Annotated in this window: 15 protein-coding genes; all 15 read left to right on the top strand. The window is 52.0% G+C overall.

Translation table 11 applies throughout. The features are described 5' to 3' along the window. Positions 1 to 8 precede the first annotated feature (8 nt). Positions 9 to 707 carry an SDR family oxidoreductase gene (locus ACNA05_RS00285; RefSeq protein WP_415809368.1) on the top strand — a complete coding sequence of 233 codons (699 nt, stop codon included), beginning with the start codon at positions 9 to 11 and terminating at the stop codon, positions 705 to 707. A gap of 218 nt (positions 708 to 925) precedes the next feature. Further along, a complete protein-coding gene (gene ndhC / locus ACNA05_RS00280) occupies positions 926 to 1,291 on the top strand; it encodes an NADH-quinone oxidoreductase subunit A (protein ID WP_415809367.1) in 366 nt (121 codons plus the stop codon). Positions 1,292 to 1,300: 9 nt separating this feature from the next. Then, positions 1,301 to 1,873 (top strand): NuoB/complex I 20 kDa subunit family protein, encoded by a 573-nt coding sequence (locus ACNA05_RS00275; RefSeq protein WP_415809366.1) that lies wholly within the window; start codon positions 1,301 to 1,303, stop codon positions 1,871 to 1,873. A 2-nt stretch (positions 1,874 to 1,875) separates the two neighbouring features. After that, positions 1,876 to 2,475 carry an NADH-quinone oxidoreductase subunit C gene (locus ACNA05_RS00270; protein WP_415809365.1) on the top strand — a complete coding sequence of 200 codons (600 nt, stop codon included), beginning with the start codon at positions 1,876 to 1,878 and terminating at the stop codon, positions 2,473 to 2,475. Continuing rightward, positions 2,472 to 3,668 carry an NADH-quinone oxidoreductase subunit D gene (locus ACNA05_RS00265; protein WP_415809364.1) on the top strand — a complete coding sequence of 399 codons (1,197 nt, stop codon included), beginning with the start codon at positions 2,472 to 2,474 and terminating at the stop codon, positions 3,666 to 3,668. The genes ACNA05_RS00270 and ACNA05_RS00265 overlap by 4 nt, the downstream gene beginning before the upstream one ends. Then, positions 3,665 to 4,894 (top strand): NADH-quinone oxidoreductase subunit NuoE, encoded by a 1,230-nt coding sequence (gene nuoE, locus ACNA05_RS00260; protein ID WP_415809363.1) that lies wholly within the window; start codon positions 3,665 to 3,667, stop codon positions 4,892 to 4,894. The genes ACNA05_RS00265 and nuoE overlap by 4 nt, the downstream gene beginning before the upstream one ends. Positions 4,895 to 4,896: 2 nt before the next feature. After that, positions 4,897 to 6,204, top strand: a complete 1,308-nt coding sequence (gene nuoF, locus ACNA05_RS00255; protein ID WP_415809362.1) for an NADH-quinone oxidoreductase subunit NuoF — start codon at positions 4,897 to 4,899, stop codon at positions 6,202 to 6,204. 3 nt (positions 6,205 to 6,207) lie between these two features. Then, a complete protein-coding gene (nuoG, locus tag ACNA05_RS00250) occupies positions 6,208 to 8,310 on the top strand; it encodes an NADH-quinone oxidoreductase subunit NuoG (protein ID WP_415809361.1) in 2,103 nt (700 codons plus the stop codon). Positions 8,311 to 8,318: 8 nt separating this feature from the next. Then, complete coding sequence (gene nuoH, locus ACNA05_RS00245; RefSeq protein WP_415810094.1) at positions 8,319 to 9,407, top strand: NADH-quinone oxidoreductase subunit NuoH; 1,089 nt, start codon at positions 8,319 to 8,321, stop codon at positions 9,405 to 9,407. A 12-nt stretch (positions 9,408 to 9,419) separates the two neighbouring features. Continuing rightward, entirely contained in the window at positions 9,420 to 9,908 is a 489-nt protein-coding gene (nuoI, locus tag ACNA05_RS00240) for an NADH-quinone oxidoreductase subunit NuoI (RefSeq protein ID WP_415809360.1), read from the top strand. 50 nt (positions 9,909 to 9,958) lie between these two features. Beyond that, positions 9,959 to 10,561 (top strand): NADH-quinone oxidoreductase subunit J, encoded by a 603-nt coding sequence (locus ACNA05_RS00235; protein WP_415810093.1) that lies wholly within the window; start codon positions 9,959 to 9,961, stop codon positions 10,559 to 10,561. A 9-nt stretch (positions 10,562 to 10,570) separates the two neighbouring features. Beyond that, positions 10,571 to 10,897 (top strand): NADH-quinone oxidoreductase subunit NuoK, encoded by a 327-nt coding sequence (gene nuoK, locus ACNA05_RS00230; RefSeq protein WP_415809359.1) that lies wholly within the window; start codon positions 10,571 to 10,573, stop codon positions 10,895 to 10,897. A 4-nt stretch (positions 10,898 to 10,901) separates the two neighbouring features. Then, positions 10,902 to 12,974 (top strand): NADH-quinone oxidoreductase subunit L, encoded by a 2,073-nt coding sequence (nuoL, locus tag ACNA05_RS00225; RefSeq protein ID WP_415809358.1) that lies wholly within the window; start codon positions 10,902 to 10,904, stop codon positions 12,972 to 12,974. A 1-nt stretch (position 12,975) separates the two neighbouring features. Beyond that, entirely contained in the window at positions 12,976 to 14,520 is a 1,545-nt protein-coding gene (locus ACNA05_RS00220) for an NADH-quinone oxidoreductase subunit M (protein ID WP_415809357.1), read from the top strand. 2 nt (positions 14,521 to 14,522) lie between these two features. Then, positions 14,523 to 15,959, top strand: coding sequence for an NADH-quinone oxidoreductase subunit NuoN (gene nuoN, locus ACNA05_RS00215; protein ID WP_415809356.1), 1,437 nt, complete (start codon positions 14,523 to 14,525; stop codon positions 15,957 to 15,959). Position 15,960 lies beyond the last annotated feature (1 nt).

The raw sequence follows: 15,960 nt of genomic DNA, 5'->3' as shown, positions 1-15,960 counted from the left end.
AGAAAATTATGAGCGACCAGAATAAAACACAAACCATTTTTATCACAGGCGCATCCTCAGGGATCGGCAAAGCGACAGCGCTTCGGCTCGGAAACGAAGGCTGGAATGTCGCGCTCGCCGCGCGGTCTGTTGATGAGCTTGAAAAGATTGCCTCCGAATTGCCAGAGGGAAAGTCGCTGGTGCTGGATTGTGATGTCACCAATTCTGCCCAAGTCCAAAAATGTTTTGAAATCGCCAATGACACCTTCGGCCAAATCGATGCCGTCTTTGCCAATGCAGGGACGGGCGGCAAGCCCGGCGGGTTTTCTGAGGCGCCTCAAGACAGCTGGCAAGCGATTGTCGATATAAATATCATGGGCCTCGCCAAGACGGTTCAGGCCGCTTTGCCCTATATCAAAAAGGCTGAAGGCCATGTCGTGGTGACTGGCTCCGTCGCCGGACGGCGCTATCTGGACGGGTCCATGTACTCCGTCTCCAAACATGCCGCCAACGCGCTCGCCTATAATCTGCGGGGCGAGTTAAAGGGGTCAGGCTGTAGAGTGACCCTGATTGAGCCCGGCATGGTCGACACGGCCTTTTTCGACGATGAGAAGCCCGACGCCCTCCGCCCGGACGATATCGCCCGAGCCGTGACCTATGCTGTTTCCCAGCCTAAGACAGTTGAGGTCGGGGATATGCTCATTCTACCTGTCTCAAAAGACGATTGATAAGAGCTCTCTAAGCCTTTCTTTTATTGCGACTTATTCGCATATTTAGTGTAAGTGTCGCAGTGGAAAAGCTGTGGTTTTCACGTTAAAGGACTGTTGCAATCTGGTGGCCGCATCTCTAGGTTCCGCCCGATTGTGGACATTGTGTAATCGTGAGTCCCGTACACTTTCAGGTCTCGCTTTCAGGTCGAATTTAAAGACAAGTAATAAGAGCTGTCATGAACGAGTTTTTGCTGGAATACCTACCGGTTATTATCCTTTTTGCGATTGCCACGGCCCTCAGCCTTGTCTTTCTGGGCGCGGCCAAAATTTTTGCGCCGTCCAATCCTGACGCGGAAAAAATCTCGACTTATGAGTGCGGGTTTAACGCTTTTGACGATTCGCGGATGAAATTTGACGTACGATTTTATCTCGTCGCCATCCTGTTCATTATTTTTGATATTGAGGTTGCCTTTCTATTCCCATACGCCGTGACGCTCGATCAGGTGGACTTCTGGGGCTGGGCAGTGGTGATGATTTTCCTCGCGGAACTGGCGGCAGGCCTTGCTTATGCATGGCAACGCGGCGCACTGGATTGGGAATAGGAGACGACTATGGCTATCCTCACCCCTGAAAACAATTACGGCGAAGCGGCCCGCGACATGGGCTCGCCCGCTTACGACCCCAAAAAGCATGACCCGTTTTTCGACGGGCTAAGCAATCAGCTTGCTGATAAGGGTTTTATCACGGCGGCTTCTGACGACCTCGTCACTTGGGCTCGTACCGGCTCTTTGATGTGGATGACGTTTGGTTTGGCGTGTTGCGCGGTTGAAATGATGCAGGCTTCTATGCCGCGTTATGATGTGGAGCGATTTGGCTTTGCGCCGCGCGCGTCCCCTCGTCAGTCCGATGTGATGATCGTGGCGGGAACGCTCACTAATAAAATGGCGCCTGCGCTTCGCAAGGTTTATGACCAGATGCCGAACCCGCGCTATGTGATCTCTATGGGCTCCTGCGCCAATGGCGGTGGCTATTATCACTATTCATACGCGGTCGTGCGCGGCTGTGATCGTATCGTGCCTGTCGATGTTTATGTGCCCGGATGTCCTCCGACAGCCGAAGCGCTCGTTTACGGTATCTTGCAGTTGCAGAAAAAAATCCGCCGCGAAGGCAATATTCAGAGATAGTCATGGAAGATCTGAGAGACCATATCGTCGACCAAATGGACGATGCCGTAAATTCTGCGGAAATCTCCTTTGGAGAGCTGACCATTAATGCGCGTCGCGCCGAAATCGTGAAGGTTATCACCTTTTTGCGCGATGATCCGATTTGCAAATTTACGTCTTTGATTGATATTTGCGGCGTAGACTATCCGGCTCGCGAACGCCGTTTTGATGTGGTCTATCACATGATGTCTATGGCGCATAATACGCGCATTCGTATTAAAGTGACGACCGACGAAGAAATTCCCGTGCATTCCGTGGCCGAGGTTTTCCCAAACGCCAATTGGTATGAGCGCGAAGCTTTCGATATGTACGGCATCGTTTTTGACGAACATCCTGACATGCGACGTCTGCTGACCGATTACGGTTTCGAAGGGTATCCCTTGCGCAAAGACTTCCCGCTCTCCGGCTTTGTCGAGGTTCGCTATGACGAAGAACGCAAATCCGTGGTCTATGAGCCGGTCAACCTTCCGCAAGAATACCGCAGCTTCGACTTCATGAGCCCGTGGGAAGGCGCGAAATATATCCTTCCGGGCGATGAGAAAGCGGAGGAGGCTAAGTCATGAGTAAACAAGAAGCCATCCTCGAAGGTGATGACCGTAACTTCACCATTAATTTCGGCCCGCAGCATCCCGCGGCCCATGGCGTGTTGCGTCTTGTCCTTGAGCTTGAGGGCGAGATTGTTGAGCGCGTTGACCCGCATATCGGTCTTTTGCATCGCGGTACGGAAAAACTGATCGAGCACAAGACCTATCTGCAAGCGATCCCGTATTTTGACCGTCTCGACTATGTCGCGCCGATGAATCAGGAGCACGCGTTTTGCCTCGCCATTGAAAAGCTGACCAATATTGGTGTGCCGCGCCGCGCGCAATTTATCCGCGTCATATATTCCGAAATTGGACGTATCCTGTCCCATCTTTTGAATGTGACAACGCAGGCGATGGATGTCGGCGCGTTGACGCCACCGGTCTGGGGCTTTGAGGAGCGTGAAAAGCTTATGGTGTTCTATGAACGCGCCTGCGGCTCCCGCATGCACGCTAATTACTTCCGGCCGGGCGGGGTGCACCAGGATTTGCCTGAGGCCTTGCTGAATGATTTGGCTGTATGGTGTGAACAGTTCCCGCAAAAGCTCAACGATATTGAAACGCTGCTCACCGAAAACAGAATTTTCAAACAGCGAAACGTCGATATCGGTGTGGTGTCCAAGCAGGACTGCTATGATTGGGGCTTCTCTGGCATTATGGTGCGCGGGTCGGGCATTCCATGGGATCTGCGCCGCACGCAGCCTTATGAAGTTTATTCAGAGCTCGACTTCAAAATTCCGCTCGGCAAAAACGGCGATTGCTATGACCGTTATCTCTGCCGCGTCGACGAGATGTATGAATCCGTGAAGATCATGCAGCAATGTCTCGAGAAAATGCCGAACGGTCCGGTCATGACCGAAGACAATAAAGTCGTGCCGCCGCGCCGCGCTGTGATGAAGCAGAGCATGGAAGCGCTCATCCATCACTTTAAACTTTATACCGAAGGTTTTCACGTGCCAAAGGGCGAAGTCTACACCGCCGTCGAAGCGCCAAAAGGCGAGTTTGGCGTCTATCTCGTCTCTGACGGATCGAATAAGCCTTACCGCTGTAAAATCCGGGCGCCGGGATTCCCGCATTTGGCCGCCATGGATTATCTAAATAAAGGGCATATGCTCGCCGATGTTTCCGCGATCCTCGGGTCGCTCGACATCGTGTTCGGAGAGATTGACCGATGAGTGCAAGACGTCTTGCCATAAGACAACCTGACGAGTTTTCAATCTCCGCCAAGGCGAAGAAAGAAATCGAAAAGTGGGTGGCGAAATATCCTGACGGGCGGCAGCGTTCGGCTCTGATTCCGGCGCTCTGGATTGTTCAGAAGGACGGCGACGGCTGGCTGCCAGAGAAGGCTCTGCGCCTCGTTGGCGATATGCTCGGCATGGCCTATATCCGTGTTTACGAAGTCGCGACCTTTTACACCATGTTTAACCTGAGACCCGTCGGAACGCATTACGTTCAGCTTTGCGGTACGACGCCTTGCTGGCTGCGGGGGTCTGACGAGTTAAAAGATATGCTCAAGCGTAAAATCGGCGCGCAAAATACGCTGTCAAAGGACGGCAAGCTGTCTTGGCTTGAAGTCGAGTGTCTCGGCTCCTGCGCCAACGCGCCAATGGTTCAGATTTCTAATTCCGAGAGCGATCATTATTACGAAGACCTCACAGCGGAGTCGCTTGAGAGCGTTCTGGATGACCTGGTCGCCGGAAAAGAGCCCAAGCCGGGATCGCAAAGCGGTCGGCATACCTCTGAGCCGGAAGGCGGGGCGCTGACTTTGAAAGGTCATGCGCCATATCACACAACAAAGATGGTTCAGCTCCCTAATGCCGACAAGAAAGCAAAGCTCAATTATTATGAGTGGGACCCGAAAGAAAGACGTGCCACACGCGGCGGTTGGGTCGATCCGGAGTTGAAAGCCAGTCGGGATCCGAAAAAGCGCGGTGACAATGTCGGTAAAGACTTATCCGAAGGTCTGGTTGATGAAGAGCCATTCGCCGGGAAGCCTGCTCGCGCCTCTAAATCTGCTCCAGAGCGGATGACGAAAGACGAGACCGAAGCGAAAGCGAAACAGAAAAAAGACATTCAGCTTCTATATGAGGACGGCCCAACGGATGGCCCTAAGGATGATTTGAAAAAAATCAAAGGTATTGGCCCGGCTTTCGAGCGCGACCTGAATGAAAAGGGCGTTTATTACTATCGCCAGATCGGCGCTTGGAAAGCGGCCGATATCAAACAGGTAGAAGAGACGGTTCAGAAATTCCCAGGGCGAATTAAGCGTGACGGATGGGTTAAGCAGGCAAAAGATTTGGATCGCGACCTTAAGGCCGCCGAGAAGAAAGTTGCTAAGAAAAAGCCAGCCGATAAAAAAGAAGCGGCAAAGAAGACGGCTGCAAAGAAGGGTAAGGCATAACCATGGCAGATCTCCTTCAAGATAAAGACCGTATTTTCACGAACCTCTACGGGTTCCAGGATTGGAGCCTTGATGCCGCGCGCGACCGCGGAGCTTGGCTGGGCACCGAAGCGATTTTATCGCAGGGGCGCGACTGGATTATCGATCAGGTGAAATCTTCCGGTCTTCGTGGACGCGGCGGCGCGGGTTTCCCGACAGGCCTGAAATGGTCATTCATGCCCAAAGAAGTTGGCGTGCGTCCCCACTACCTTGTCGTCAACGCCGATGAGTCAGAACCAGGCTCTTGTAAAGACCGTGATATGCTCCGTCATGAGCCGCATTTGCTGATCGAAGGCTGTCTCGTGGCGTCCTTCGCTATGCAGGCCCATGCGTGCTACATCTATGTACGCGGTGAATATATTCAGGAACGTCAACGCCTGCAGGCGGCGATTGACGAAGCCTATGCGGCTGGACTTGTCGGCAAGAATGCCTGCGGCTCCGGTTGGGATTTCGATATCTATATGCATCACGGCGCAGGGGCCTATATTTGCGGCGAAGAGACGGCTTTGCTCGAATCTCTTGAGGGCAAAAAAGGTCAGCCGCGTTTGAAGCCGCCATTCCCGGCGGGGGCAGGTCTTTATGGCTGCCCGACCACGGTAAATAATGTCGAATCTATCGCTGTTGTTCCAACGATTTTGCGCCGCGGCGTTGACTGGTGGACGCAATTTGGACGCGACAATAATAAAGGCACGAAAGTCTTCTCGATTTCAGGTCACGTCAACAAGCCTTGTAACGTCGAAGAGTCCCTCTCTATTCCGATGAAAAAGCTGATTGAAACCTATGCTGGCGGCGTGCGCGGTGGATGGGACAATTTGAAATGCGTTATTCCGGGCGGATCGTCTGTTCCGCTCCTGCCGAAAGAGATTTGTGATACAGTCCTGATGGATTTTGACGCGCTACGCGAAAATCAATCCGGTCTCGGAACGGCGGCGATGATTGTTATGGATAAATCCACCGACGTCGTGAAAGCGATCGCGCGGATTTCCTATTTCTACAAACATGAGAGCTGCGGTCAGTGTACGCCGTGCCGTGAAGGCACGGGCTGGATGTGGCGCGTCATGGAACGTATGGTGCGCGGCGAGGCGGAAACGTCCGAAATTGATATGCTGCTGGACGTGACGAAACAGGTCGAAGGCCATACAATTTGCGCCCTCGGCGATGCGGCGGCTTGGCCCATTCAAGGCCTCATCCGTCACTTCCGCCACGAAATTGAAGAGCGCATCGATAATTACCGCGTCAATAAACCTGTCTTTGTAGAGGCGGCGGAGTAGAGAATGTCTGACCTACGCAAAATCAATATTGACGGCACTGAATATGAAGTGCCGGGCGAATACACTCTGATGCAGGCCTGCGAAGAGTATGGCGGCGCGGAAATTCCGCGTTTCTGCTATCATGAGCGCCTGTCTGTGGCCGGTAACTGCCGTATGTGTCTCGTCGAATGGGAAGGCGCCCCTAAGCCGCAAGCCTCTTGTGCCTTACAGGTCAAAGACCTCCGCCCAAACCGCGACGGTACGCCTGCCAACATCCGCACGAATTCCGAAGTCGTGAAAAAAGCGCGCGAAGGCGTGATGGAATTCCTGCTGATCAACCACCCGCTTGATTGCCCGATTTGTGACCAAGGCGGCGAGTGCGATCTGCAAGACCAAGCAATGGCCTATGGCCGCGATAGTTCAAGATTTGAAGAGAATAAACGCGCGGTCGATGACAAATTTATGGGCCCCCTAGTCAATACGATCATGACCCGCTGTATTCAGTGTACGCGCTGCGTCCGCTTTGTCACCGAGGTCGGCGGCGTTCAGGAAATCGGCATGGCTTCGCGCGGCGAAGACGCCGAAATTACGACTTATTTGGAACAGTCCCTGACGTCTGAGCTTTCCGGTAATGTTATCGATTTGTGTCCGGTTGGGGCGCTGACGTCTAAACCTTATGCTTTCAATGCCCGTCCATGGGAGCTCGACAAGATTGAATCCGTCGATGTGATGGACGCCGTTGGCTCTAACATTCGCGTGGACAGCCGCGGCGGCGCGGTTCTGCGTATTTTGCCGGTCGTTAATGATGATGTGAACGAAGAGTGGATTTCAGACAAAACGCGTTTTGTTTGGGATGGCCTTGGGCGTCAGCGATTAGATAAACCTTATATTCGCGAAAACGGCAAGCTCCGCGCGGCAGGATGGGATGAAACTCTTGCTTTGGTCGCAGAAAAAATGTCCGGCGCGCCCGAAAAAATTGGCGTTATCGCTGGCGATTTATGTGATGCCGAGTCTATGAAAGCGATGAAAGATCTCGCTGAAACGCTTGAGATTAAGAATATTGATTGCCGTCAGGATGGCTCTATTTTGGGGACCGGCGCTCGTCAGGAATATCTCTTCAATACGACTATTGCCGGAGTCGAAAAAGCAGACGCTATCTTACTCATCGGAACCAATCCGCGCCATGAAGCGCCTTTGGTGAACACGCGTATCCGTAAAGCTTGGCTGACCGGCAATACAGAAGTCGGCGTTATCGGAGAAGCCGCTGATTTAACTTATGAGTTTGAGCATGTCGGCAGCTCTGCGGCGGATGTGGCTAAATTTGCGAAGTCGCGCTCCGGTTTTGCAAAAACGTTTAAAGCGGCGAAAAACCCTGTTGTCATTGTTGGCGCTGCGGCCTTATGCGGAAAAGACGGCGCAGCTCTTTTAAACGCGGTTGGCGCGATGTCTTCCAAGATTGTCCGTGACGATTGGAATGGATTTAATGTCCTTCACACAGCCGCGTCCCGCGTGGCGGGTCTGGATATGGGATTTGTTCCAGGCGAGAACGGTAAGTCGACGGACGCGATTCTTGACGGCGCAGCCTCCGGCGAAATTGAAACCGTCTATTTGATGGGCGCGGATGAGCTGGACACGTCCAAGCTAAAAGACGCTTTCGTAATTTATCAGGGCCACCACGGCGATGCAGGCGCGCATGTCGCAGACATCATCTTGCCCGGTGCGGCCTATACTGAAAAAGACGGTATTTATGTAAATATGGAAGGCCGGGTACAGCTCGGCTCCCGCGCTATCGCGCCGAAAGGCGATGCCAAAGAAGATTGGGCCATCCTCCGGGCTTTGTCAGGGCATTTGAACAAAGTGCTTCCGTACGACAATATTCACGCCCTACGTGAAAAGCTCTTTGCCGATCACCCAACTTTCATAAGTCTGGACGTGGCCCCCGGGGCAACTGATGCTGGGGCCTTTGACACCAGCAAATTGGGCGTAAAGGGCGAGCTTTCGAGTGAGGCTTTGAAAAACCCGATTTCCGATTTTTATATGACGAACCCGATAGCCCGGGCGTCTAATGTGATGGCGGAGTGCTCTGCTGTGATTGCAGATGAAGATATTAAAGTGGCGGCGGAATAATGGCTGATATGATGACAATATTGGCGACCGGCCCGTTTTGGGGGGACTTATCCCCCTTAGTTTGGTTTGGGCTAAAATTCCTGCAAGTCCTTGGATTTGTTCTTGTTTTGGCGTTGCTTGTGGCCGCGCTCGTTCTGGCTGACCGCAAGATTTGGGCCGCGGTTCAAATGCGCCGCGGGCCGAATGTGGTGGGGGCTTTTGGCCTTTTACAGACAATTGCCGACGCTTTAAAATTCTTCTTCAAAGAGATTGTCGTGCCTGCGGGATCTGACAAATTCTTATTTATTCTAGCGCCGGTTTTAACGCTTGTTATGGCGTTTCTCGCCTGGGCCGTGGTGCCTGTTGCGCCTGGATGGGTCATGTCCGATATCAATATCGGCATTCTCTATATTCTGGCGATTAGTTCGCTTGGCGTTTACGGCATTATCATCGGCGGTTGGGCCTCTAACTCCAAATACCCCTTCATGGGCGCGCTGCGGTCTGCCGCGCAAATGGTCTCTTATGAGGTCTCAATCGGCTTTATTATTCTGACGGTTATCTTCATCACCGGTTCCATGAATTTGACGGAAATTGTAAATTATCAAGCGGGCGGTTTCTTTAATTGGAATATGTTCCGTCTAAACCCCGTCGGCGAGTTTGGAATTTGGAATCTTCTGCTATTTCCCGTCATGTTTTATATGGGCATCCTGTTCTTCATCTCTGCTTTGGCTGAGACGAACCGTCCGCCTTTTGACCTTCCGGAAGCGGAATCCGAGCTCGTGGCCGGGTATCAAGTCGAATATTCCTCGACACCCTTCCTGATGTATTTCTTCGGCGAATATGTGAATATCATGCTGCTTTGCTCAGTTATGACCGTTCTATTCTTTGGCGGCTGGCACGCGCCTCTGGATGTAGGCTTTCAATTTGTACCACCTATTTTGTGGTTCCTTCTGAAAACGGCCTTTCTCTTCTTTATGTTTGCCATGGTGAAAGCCATTGTGCCCCGTTACCGCTATGATCAGTTGATGCGTTTGGGATGGAAAGTATTCCTCCCGACCTCGCTTGTGGCGGTCGTGTTTGTATCCACCATCGTCGTTTTTATCGGCGATAAGATTTAAGGAGTGGCTCGTATGTCTCGTATTAAGCAAGCCATTCGCGGCGCTTTGTTGATGGAATTCAGCAGTGCGTTTATTTTGGCGGTGAAATATTTTTTCAGTCCGAAAGTGACAATCAATTACCCGTTTGAGAAAGGGCCCATTAGTCCGCGCTTTCGGGGTGAACACGCCCTTCGCCGCTATCCCAGTGGAGAAGAGCGCTGCATCGCCTGTAAGCTCTGCGAAGCAATTTGCCCGGCTCAGGCGATTACAATCGAAGCTGAACCTCGCCCGGACGGATCCCGCCGGACGACGATTTATGATATCGATATGGTCAAGTGCATCTATTGCGGCCTGTGTCAGGAAGCCTGCCCGGTCGACGCGATTGTTGAAGGCCCGAATTATGAATTCGCGACCGAAACGCGCGAAGAGCTTTACTACAACAAAGAGAAGTTGCTGGCGAATGGGGATCGCTGGGAGCATCAAATCGCAAAAAATCTGGCCTTAGACGCTCCCTATCGTTAAAGCCGCCCAAAAGGAACTCAGCTGAGTCTCACTCTGCTAAAGGACTTGTCATCGTGTTAACTGCCCTTTCATTTTATTTGCTCTCGGCTGTCGCCGTTGCGGCCGCCTTTATGGTCGTCGCCGCCCGCAACCCGGTGCATTCCGTGATGTATCTCATCCTGACCTTTTTCTCAGCGGCAGGATTATTCATCCTTATGGGCGCGGAGTTCTTGGCGCTTCTTTTAGTTCTGGTTTATGTCGGGGCTGTCGCGGTTTTGTTCCTCTTTGTGGTGATGATGCTCGACGTCGATTTCGTTGAGTTGAAGCAGGGCTTTCTCAGCTATCTTCCAATCGGCGCTGTTGTCGCGATTGTCCTCCTTCTTGAGATGATTCTCGTTGGCGGGGCGTATGTGGCCGGAGAGACGCAAACCGTCGTCGAGCGCGGACAGGAACTCTCTAACTTGGAGCGTTTCGGAGCTGTTCTGTACACACAATATGGCGGCCTTTTCGAAGCAGCGGGTATCGTTCTACTCGTAGCGATGATAGGCGCAATTGTCCTCACTTTGCGCGAGCGTGAAGGCGTCCGCAAACAAAACGCAATGGACCAAATGGCCCGGACAAGAGAAGACGGCGTGGAATTGGTCGATATCGAACCTGGCCAAGGCTTAGGATAGGAGAGCATTATGACAATCGGCCTATCCCATTATCTTATTGTTGCCGCGATATTATTCACCATTGGTGTGTTCGGCATTTTCGTGAACCGTAAAAATGTCATCATTATCTTGATGTGTGTCGAGCTTATTCTGCTTGCGGTGAATATTAATTTTGTCGCCTTCTCGACCCATATGGTAGAGACCGCGACGAGTAATCCAATGGCAGGGCAGATTTTTGCCTTGTTCATCCTAACGGTTGCCGCGGCGGAAGCTGCGGTGGGGCTGGCCATATTGGTGGTCTATTTCCGAAACAGAGGGAACATCGCGGTCGAAAATATCGACCTGATGAAGGGCTAGGGACATGTATCATCTAATTGTCTTTTTGCCGCTTTTAGGCGCGGCTCTTGCGGGCTTAATGGGCACACGGCTCGGGAAACAATTCCTGCCAGAAAAACCGTCTATGATCATAACGACAGGGCTTCTCTTTGTGGCGGCTATCTTGTCTTGGGTTTCTCTGGTTCAAGTCGGCTTGGGCCATAAAGAGCTGGAAGTTACCGTCCTGCGCTGGATGGATGTTGGCGGACTCCAGGCCAATTGGGCGTTTAAAATCGATACGCTGACCGCTGTCATGCTCGTCGTTGTCAATTCGGTCTCTTCACTCGTCCATCTTTATAGCTGGGGCTATATGGAAGATGACCAGTATAAGCCTCGTTTCTTTGCCTATCTCTCGCTTTTTACCTTCGCCATGTTGATGTTGGTGACATCTGATAACTTCATCCAGCTCTTCTTCGGCTGGGAAGGTGTCGGCTTAGCCTCTTACCTCCTCATTGGGTATTACTACAAAAAACCTTCTGCCAATGCAGCGGCGATCAAAGCCTTTGTGACCAACCGCGTCGGTGATGTAGGCCTCGCTTTGGGCGTCATGACGATCTTTTTGGTGTTCGGCTCTGTCGAATTTGATACTGTTTTCGCAGCCATAGGGGACAACTCCGCGCGCATTCTTCCTTTCCTCGGAATGGAAATCAACGCGATGGAACTCATTGCCATGCTTCTGTTTATTGGCGCGATGGGTAAATCTGCTCAATTTATCCTCCACGTTTGGTTGCCCGATGCGATGGAAGGCCCAACCCCAGTGTCTGCGCTTATCCATGCTGCGACTATGGTTACCGCCGGTGTGTTCCTTGTTTGCCGCGCGCACTCGATTTACGAAGCTGCGCCGATTACGGCCGGATTTATTACTGCTATTGGTGCCTTTACGGCATTCTTTGCCGCGACTGTGGCTCTGGTTCAAAACGATATCAAACGGGTTATTGCCTATTCGACCTGTTCGCAGCTTGGCTATATGTTCTTCGCGGCAGGCGTCGGCGCTTACAATGCGGCAATGTTCCATCTCTTTACCCACGCTTTCTTCAAGGCGCTTTTATTCCTATGCGCTGGGTCCGTAATCCACGCGCTCCATCACGAGCAGGATATGCGCCGCATGGGCGGCATCCGTAAGAAGGTGCCTTGGACTTATATCGCTATGATCATCGGCACGCTCGCGATTACCGGTATTGGTATTCCGGGCACGTCTATTGGGTTTGCAGGCTTCTTCTCTAAAGATGCTATCATTGAAGCGGCCTATACGGGCTCCGGAGAAAGCAATGCAGCCGCTTTTGCGTTCTGGATCGGTTTGATTGCCGCGCTGATGACAAGTTTCTATAGCTGGCGTCTTATCTTTATGACCTTCCACGGGAAGTTCCGGGGCGACCATCATACATTGGACCATGCCCATGAGAGCCCTTGGGTGATGCGTCTCCCGCTTGTTCTCCTCAGCATTGGCGCCGTTTTTGCCGGGGCTGTTTTCTACTCCCGCTTTATGGGGAATGCAGGGGACTTCTGGCACGGCGCGCTTCCAGTGTCTGCGGGCGAGCATCATGCTGCCATTGCGCCGGAGACATTACATGCCATGGCGCCGCAAACTTCTGACGCCCATCACAATGAGCCGACTCCAGGGGGGCTGTTCGGATGGCTTTACGCGAATGTGCATGGCTACCCGTTCTGGGTTCTTCTTTTGCCACTGGTTATGTCCGTAACAGGGTTTGTCATCGCTTGGTTCATGTATATGCGCGGATCTGTCGAAGAGAAGATCAACCACGTTCAGGAAACAGGCGGCGGCGTGCTCTATAACTTCCTTTTGAACAAGTGGTATATTGACGAACTTTATGACGTCACTGTGGTGAAACTGACCAAGTTCCTGGGCGATAAATTCTGGAAAGTCGGCGACGAAAAGATCATTGACGGCTACGGCCCGAACGGGATTGCTAAATTCGCGTCCAATACCTCAAAACGTTTATCGAAAATTCAAACAGGCTATCTCTATCATTATGCCTTTATCATGTTGTTGGGAGTCGCTGTGCTTATTGTCGTGGCATTCCGCGGGGTAGGAGGCTGATATGTTTGAAGGTTATCCTATTCTCTCATTCATCACATTTGCCCCGCTTGTCGTGGGCGTCTTGTTGATGTTCATTTCCAAAATTTCCAAACCGGAAGCTCAGGAACAACTCGCGAAAAACTCCGTCCTCGTGGCCTTACTGGTGTCAGGCGTCGTGTTCTTCTTGTCGATCATCCTGGTGCTTGATTTTGACACGACCAAGGCCGGCTTCCAATTCGTCGAAGATACGCCTTGGCTAGGCGGCGGTATTGAATACCGCATGGGCGTGGATGGTATCTCTATCCTGTTTATCCTGTTGACCGCATTTCTAACCCCGCTTTGTATATTTGCGAGCCAGACCTCCATCAAAGACCGCGTTCTGGAATATATGGTCGCGTTTCTGATACTGGAAAGCCTTGTCATCGGCGTCTTCTGCGCGCTTGATCTTGTGCTCTTCTATCTGTTCTTCGAAGCGGTTCTCATTCCGATGTTTATTATCATCGGCGTTTGGGGCGGTAAAAACCGGGTATACGCGTCTTACAAGTTCTTCCTGTATACGCTGCTCGGCTCTGTGCTCATGCTGGCAGCCATTATTTATATCTATAATTTCAGCGCTCAACAATTTGGCGCGCCGACGACGGATATGCGGGTTCTTATCAACGATTTGGACATTCCGGGCGGCGTTCAAACTTGGCTTTGGTTGGCCTTCTTTGCCTCCTTTGCGGTCAAGATGCCGATGTGGCCGGTCCATACTTGGTTGCCCGACGCCCACGTTGAAGCGCCGACGGCAGGCTCCGTTATCCTAGCGGGTATTTTGTTGAAGCTCGGGGGCTACGGCTTCCTTCGCTTCTCGCTACCGTTATTTCCAAATGCGAGCCTTCAATTGGCGCCGATCATTTACTGGCTCAGCGTCATCGCGATTATCTACACCTCGCTTGTCGCCTATCGTCAGAAAGATATGAAAAAGCTGATCGCCTATTCCTCTGTGGCCCATATGGGGTTTGTGACCATGGGTATTTTTGCTTTTAACCTGCAAGGCATTCAGGGCGGTATTTTCCAGATGCTTTCACATGGTGTTGTCTCAGGCGCGCTCTTCTTTCTCGTCGGTGTGGTCTATGACCGGATGCACACACGCGAGATTGCCTTTTATGGCGGTTTGGTCAGCAAGATGCCCGTCTATGCGGCTTTCTTCCTGCTCTTTACGATGGCCAATGTTGGCCTGCCGGGAACGTCTGGCTTCGTTGGCGAAATCCTGTCTATGGTCGGGGCCTATCAGGTTAGCCCTTGGATCGCCTTTGGCGCCGCCTTCGGTATGATCCTCTCGGCGGTCTATGCGCTCTATCTCTACCGCGAGATCATTTTCGGGGAGACCGTCAATGACAAGCTTGAAGACATTGCGGATATGACAAAACGCGAATGGATTATCCTGACGCCTCTGGCTGTCTTGACTATCCTATTGGGGGTCTATCCGTCTCTAATTACCGATATCACCGGCGCGTCAGTTGAAAACCTGATTGCCAATTTTAATGCAGCTACGAGCCAAGTGGCTCTGGCGGAGGTGCCGTAACAATGTTGCAAACACTCTCACTTTTTGCGCCCGAGCTTTTGCTCGCTGTCTCGGCCTCGCTTCTGCTTGGCTTTGGCTATTGGGGCGGTGAAGACCGCTCCGGTTTTGCGCGGTATTACGCCATCACCATGCTGGTTATTTTTGCTTTCAGCAGCTTTATTCTGGGACGCCCGGAAGGGACTGCCTTTGAAGGATCTCTCATCGTCGATGGGTTCAGCCATTATGTGAAGCTAATTCTGGGTCTCTCTGCGGCGGCGGCTTTGCTGTTTTCAAAATCCTATTTCGAGAGTGAAAAGCTAGAGCGCTATGAGTATTCCGTTTTGACGCTTTACTGCGTATTGGGCATGTCCATCATGGCATCTGCCAACACGCTCCTATCGCTTTATATTGGTATCGAAATGCAGTCTCTGGCGCTTTACGTCATGGCGGCGTTTAACCGCGATAGCTTGCGCGCCTCTGAGGCGGGCCTGAAATATTTCGTGCTGGGCGCTTTATCGTCCGGTCTCCTCCTTTACGGGGCCTCGCTTATTTATGGGTTCACCGGATCTCTCGAATTTGCGGAAATCGCTCTCGCCGTAAACGAGAATGGCACAACACCAGGCATTATTGCCGGTATGGTTTTCTTGCTCTGCGGACTGGCGTTTAAAATTTCGGCGGCGCCGTTCCATATGTGGACGCCCGACGTCTATGAGGGCGCTCCGACGCCCGTGACAGGCTTCTTCTCCGCCGCGCCAAAATTTGCGGCAATGGCTTTGATCGCTCGCATCTTGGTTGGCCCATTTGAAGGCATCACTGAAAGCTGGCAGCAAGTCATTATCGTCATTTCAGTGTTGTCCATGGTGGTCGGCGCGCTCGGCGCTTTGCAACAAACCAATATCAAACGTCTCATGGCTTATTCCTCGATTGCGAATATGGGCTACGCTTTGGTGCCGCTCGCTGCGGGAACCATGGCCGGGGTTCAGGGGATGCTCGTCTTTATGAGTATTTATGTCATCTCGGTTATCGGTATTTTCGCACTTATCCTGCAGATGCGTATTCGCAACGGTATGGTAGAGCAGATTTCCGATCTGGCCGGTCTGTCGACCTCCAATCGCGGTATGGCGATATTGATGACAATGTTCATGTTCTCGCTAATGGGCATTCCACCTCTGCTTGGTTTCTTTGGTAAGCTCTTTGCCTTCCTTCCGGCGGCAGATGCAGGCCTGATGCCTCTAGTAGTGATCGCTCTTATCGCGTCTGTGATTGGCGCGTTTTATTATCTGCGCGTCATTAAAACGATGTGGTTTGATGAAGAACGTCACGAATTTGTTGAAGCTCCGCAAAGCCTTCGCTTTATCAGCTTGGTCAGCGCTTTGTTGATTCTGCCGATATTACTACTCCCCGGAATTTCAACCGGAGCGCAGGGCCTCATCACACGAGCCGCCGAGAGCCTTTTCTAGA

Source organism: Litorimonas haliclonae, assembly GCF_965138505.1.
GTDB lineage: Bacteria > Pseudomonadota > Alphaproteobacteria > Caulobacterales > Maricaulaceae > Litorimonas > Litorimonas haliclonae.
Note: the sequence above shows the minus strand (reverse complement) of the source record. Positions and strands in the feature narration are given on the sequence as shown.

Excerpts from the sequence above, each read along its gene's own strand:
- ACNA05_RS00270 (WP_415809365.1), top strand. The coding sequence starts at position 1,876 with ATGGAAGATCTGAGAGACCATATCGTCGACCAAATGGACGATGCCGTA.
- nuoF (WP_415809362.1), top strand. The coding sequence starts at position 4,897 with ATGGCAGATCTCCTTCAAGATAAAGACCGTATTTTCACGAACCTCTAC.
- nuoE (WP_415809363.1), top strand. The coding sequence starts at position 3,665 with ATGAGTGCAAGACGTCTTGCCATAAGACAACCTGACGAGTTTTCAATC.
- ndhC (WP_415809367.1), top strand. The coding sequence starts at position 926 with ATGAACGAGTTTTTGCTGGAATACCTACCGGTTATTATCCTTTTTGCG.
- ACNA05_RS00220 (WP_415809357.1), top strand. The coding sequence starts at position 12,976 with ATGTTTGAAGGTTATCCTATTCTCTCATTCATCACATTTGCCCCGCTT.
- ACNA05_RS00275 (WP_415809366.1), top strand. The coding sequence starts at position 1,301 with ATGGCTATCCTCACCCCTGAAAACAATTACGGCGAAGCGGCCCGCGAC.
- nuoH (WP_415810094.1), top strand. The coding sequence starts at position 8,319 with ATGATGACAATATTGGCGACCGGCCCGTTTTGGGGGGACTTATCCCCC.
- nuoL (WP_415809358.1), top strand. The coding sequence starts at position 10,902 with ATGTATCATCTAATTGTCTTTTTGCCGCTTTTAGGCGCGGCTCTTGCG.
- nuoN (WP_415809356.1), top strand. The coding sequence starts at position 14,523 with ATGTTGCAAACACTCTCACTTTTTGCGCCCGAGCTTTTGCTCGCTGTC.
- nuoK (WP_415809359.1), top strand. The coding sequence starts at position 10,571 with ATGACAATCGGCCTATCCCATTATCTTATTGTTGCCGCGATATTATTC.
- ACNA05_RS00285 (WP_415809368.1), top strand. The coding sequence starts at position 9 with ATGAGCGACCAGAATAAAACACAAACCATTTTTATCACAGGCGCATCC.
- nuoI (WP_415809360.1), top strand. The coding sequence starts at position 9,420 with ATGTCTCGTATTAAGCAAGCCATTCGCGGCGCTTTGTTGATGGAATTC.
- nuoG (WP_415809361.1), top strand. The coding sequence starts at position 6,208 with ATGTCTGACCTACGCAAAATCAATATTGACGGCACTGAATATGAAGTG.
- ACNA05_RS00265 (WP_415809364.1), top strand. The coding sequence starts at position 2,472 with ATGAGTAAACAAGAAGCCATCCTCGAAGGTGATGACCGTAACTTCACC.